Source organism: Streptomyces lancefieldiae (genome assembly GCF_031845825.1).
In the GTDB taxonomy this organism is placed as follows: domain Bacteria; phylum Actinomycetota; class Actinomycetes; order Streptomycetales; family Streptomycetaceae; genus Streptomyces; species Streptomyces lancefieldiae.
In genome coordinates this window covers 1-2983 of record NZ_JAVRFH010000166.1, presented here as the reverse complement: position 1 = coordinate 2983, position 2983 = coordinate 1, and the positions used below count along the sequence as shown (strand labels likewise).

General features: G+C 69.2%; 3 protein-coding genes. All 3 read right to left on the bottom strand.

What is annotated here, in order from left to right:
- Positions 1 to 736, bottom strand: a 736-nt coding sequence (locus RM812_RS41220; RefSeq protein WP_311586020.1) for a condensation domain-containing protein, incomplete at its 3' end; no start/stop codon positions are given.
- A gap of 262 nt (positions 737 to 998) precedes the next feature.
- Positions 999 to 2351, bottom strand: a complete 1353-nt coding sequence (ccrA, locus tag RM812_RS41215; RefSeq protein WP_311586018.1) for a crotonyl-CoA carboxylase/reductase — start codon at positions 2349 to 2351, stop codon at positions 999 to 1001.
- A gap of 145 nt (positions 2352 to 2496) precedes the next feature.
- The coding region (locus tag RM812_RS41210) for an acyl carrier protein (protein WP_311586016.1) at positions 2497 to 2983 on the bottom strand (487 nt) is incomplete at its 5' end.

Below are 2983 nucleotides of genomic sequence, written 5' to 3'. Positions count from 1 at the left end.
CGTCCATGTCCTTCGCGGTCCGCGTCCACCCGACCACTTCGGCGTGCGGAACAGTCAGCGTGCGGCTGACCATGCCGATGGGCTCAGTCAGCTCCCCCCAGCGGTCGGCATCGCTCATCGGCTCGCGGAGCACGGCCCGCGTCGAGTCGGGCAGGGTGACCCGCGGAACCTGCGCGGGCGCAGGCGCGTCGGCCAGGTAGTCCTGCCAGAACTGCCGGTCCTCGGTGTGCTTCCGGGAGCCGCGGTACTGCGCCGCCTCGGTCGCGAACGACTCGGCGTCCCACGGATGCGGCAGCTCCGGGACCTTCTCCCCTCGCGCCAGCGCGGTGTACACCTCGGCGAGACGCCGCGACAGCAGGCCTCCCATACCGAAACCGTCCGAGATGAGGTGGTGGTAGGCGAGCACGACGAGCGAGCGGGCCGGCCCGAGTCTCACCACGCCCAGTCGGAACAGTAGGTCCCGCCCCAGGTCAAACGGTTCGCGCAGCATGTCGGCCAGCGCCTCGCGCGCCGCCTGTTCGGGATCGGCCTCCGAGTCGAAGTCGAGCAGGAACGGCCGCCAGTCCCCCAGGTCTCGGGGCGTCAGCCGCAGCCCGTCGCCTTCGTCCCGAAAGGTGACGCGCAGCACCTCCGCCTCGTCCATCACGTGGAGGAACGCGGACTCCATGACCGCCGGGTCCAGTTCACCGCCCACGTCCCACATGGTCAGCGCGTGGTTCAGCGTGTCGGCGGACACATCCTCCGCCAGCCACAGTCCTTCATGAGCGGACGACGCCCCGAACGAGCGCACACGGATCAACCCCTTGAGGAAACAGGTCCGGAACACGGGGGAATTCGCAGGTCGCCCCCACCCTCACGGACGGAGAATCAGCCGGTCAAGAAACGCGGCGCCCACCGGACGGCCCTCTGCGGAGGCTCCGCGGTGTCCCGTCGGCGGGACAGTTCCCGCGCGCGACGTCCGCGGGGAGCGGTTGCGGTCGGCGGCGCAGGCCTGGTGGTCATGCGACCGGCACCTCCACCGTGCGGAAGCGGTTGATGGCGTCGATGTGCTGCGCACGCTTGGCCTCGTCGCGCACGCCCAGGCCCTCCTCGGGGGCCAGGCACAGTACGCCGACCTTGCCCTGGTGCAGGTTGCGGTGGACGTCGTAGGCGGCCTGGCCGGTGTCCTCCAGGGAGTAGACCTTGGAGAGCGTCGGGTGGATCTTGCCCTTGGCAATCAGGCGGTTGGCCTCCCACGCCTCGCGGTAGTTGGCGAAGTGCGAGCCGATGATGCGTTTCAGCGACATCCACAGGTAGCGGTTGTCGTACTCGTGGTGGTATCCGGAGGTGGACGCGCAGGTGACGATGGTGCCTCCCTTGCGCGTCACGTAGACGCTCGCGCCGAAGGTCTCCCTGCCCGGGTGCTCGAAGACGATGTCCACGTCCTCGCCGCCGGTGAGCTCGCGGATGCGCTTGCCGAACCGCTTCCATTCCTTGGGATCCTGGGTGTGCTCGTCCTTCCAGAATCGGTAGTCGTCCGCGTTGCGGTCGATGATCAGTTCCGCGCCCATCCGGCGGCAGCTCTCCGCTTTCTCCGGCGTGGAGACCACACAGATCGGGGTGGCGCCGCCAGCCAGCGCGAACTGCGTGGCGTAACTGCCCAGTCCGCCGCTCGCGCCCCAGATCAGGACGTTGTCGCCCTGCTTCATCCGGGCGCCGTTGGCGGAGACCATCTGACGGTAGGCGGTGGAGTTGACCAGGCCTGGCGCGGCGGCCTCCTCCCAGGTGAGATGCTCCGGCTTGGGCATCAGCTGGTTGGACTTGACAAGTGCGAGCTCTGCCAGGCCGCCGAAGTTGGTCTCGAAGCCCCAGATCCGCTGCTCCGGGTCGAGCATGGTGTCGTTGTGGCCCTCGGCCGACTCCAGTTCCACGGACAGGCAGTGGGCGACCACGCGGTCGCCGGGCTTCCAGGCGTGCACGCCCGGCCCGGTGCGCAGTACCACACCGGCCAGGTCGGAGCCGACGACGTGGAAGGGCTGGTCGTGGCGGGCGGTGAACGGCGAGAGCCTGGCGTACCGTTCCAGGAACCCGAAGGTCGGCAACGGCTCGAAGATCGACGACCATACGGTGTTGTAGTTCACCGAGGAGGCCATGACGGCGACCAGCGCCTCCCCTGCGCAGGGCAACGGCACCTCGACGTCCTGAATGTGCAGCGACTTGCGAGGGTCCTTGTCGGCCGTGGCCATTCCGTCGAACAGTCCGGTTTCCGCCTTGCGGACCACAGCGCCGCGGTAGCACTCCGGGAGGCGGAGCGCCGCTACGTCCTGCGGCCTCGCGTCCTCGGAGAGAAGAGTACTGAGGATCTCGTCCACGTGAATTCCTGATCGTCTCGAGAAGCTGGGAACGAAGGGTGTGGGGGGCCTGCGGGTGGCGGGTGAGGGATGACAGGGAGCAACGGCACGGGCCCGCCGCGGCGGGAGGCGGTGTCCGGCGCGCGAGCAGGGCGGGGGACAGAGATCAGTGCGGATCGCACCCGGCCATCGAGGACCTGATGTGCTCGGCGACCCGTCTCGGGGACCGGTACCGCAGCACCAGGTTCCCCCTCAGTTTCAGTCCCGTGGAAGCGGCGAGGCTCTTGCTCAGCCGCACCGACAGCAGCGAGTCGAACCCCATGTCCTTGAATTCCTGGTCCGGGTCGACGGCCTCCGCGGAGGAGTGTCCGAGCACCACGGCGACCTTCTGGAGCACGTGGCCGAGCACGAGCGCCTCCGCGTCACCGCCGGAGAGGGTGGAGAGCGCGTCCGGCAGGAGGACGAGGGCGTCCGCCTCGGCCGGCGGCTCCGTCCCGGCCGCCTCCACCGACGCCGGGGTGTGCGAGGAGCTCAGCCAGTACCGCTGCCGTTCGAAAGCGTACGTCGGAAGGTCCACCCGCCGGCGCGTGCCGAACAGGGACGCCCAGTCCACGAAGCCGCCCGCGACGTACAGCTGGGCCGCGGAACCCAGT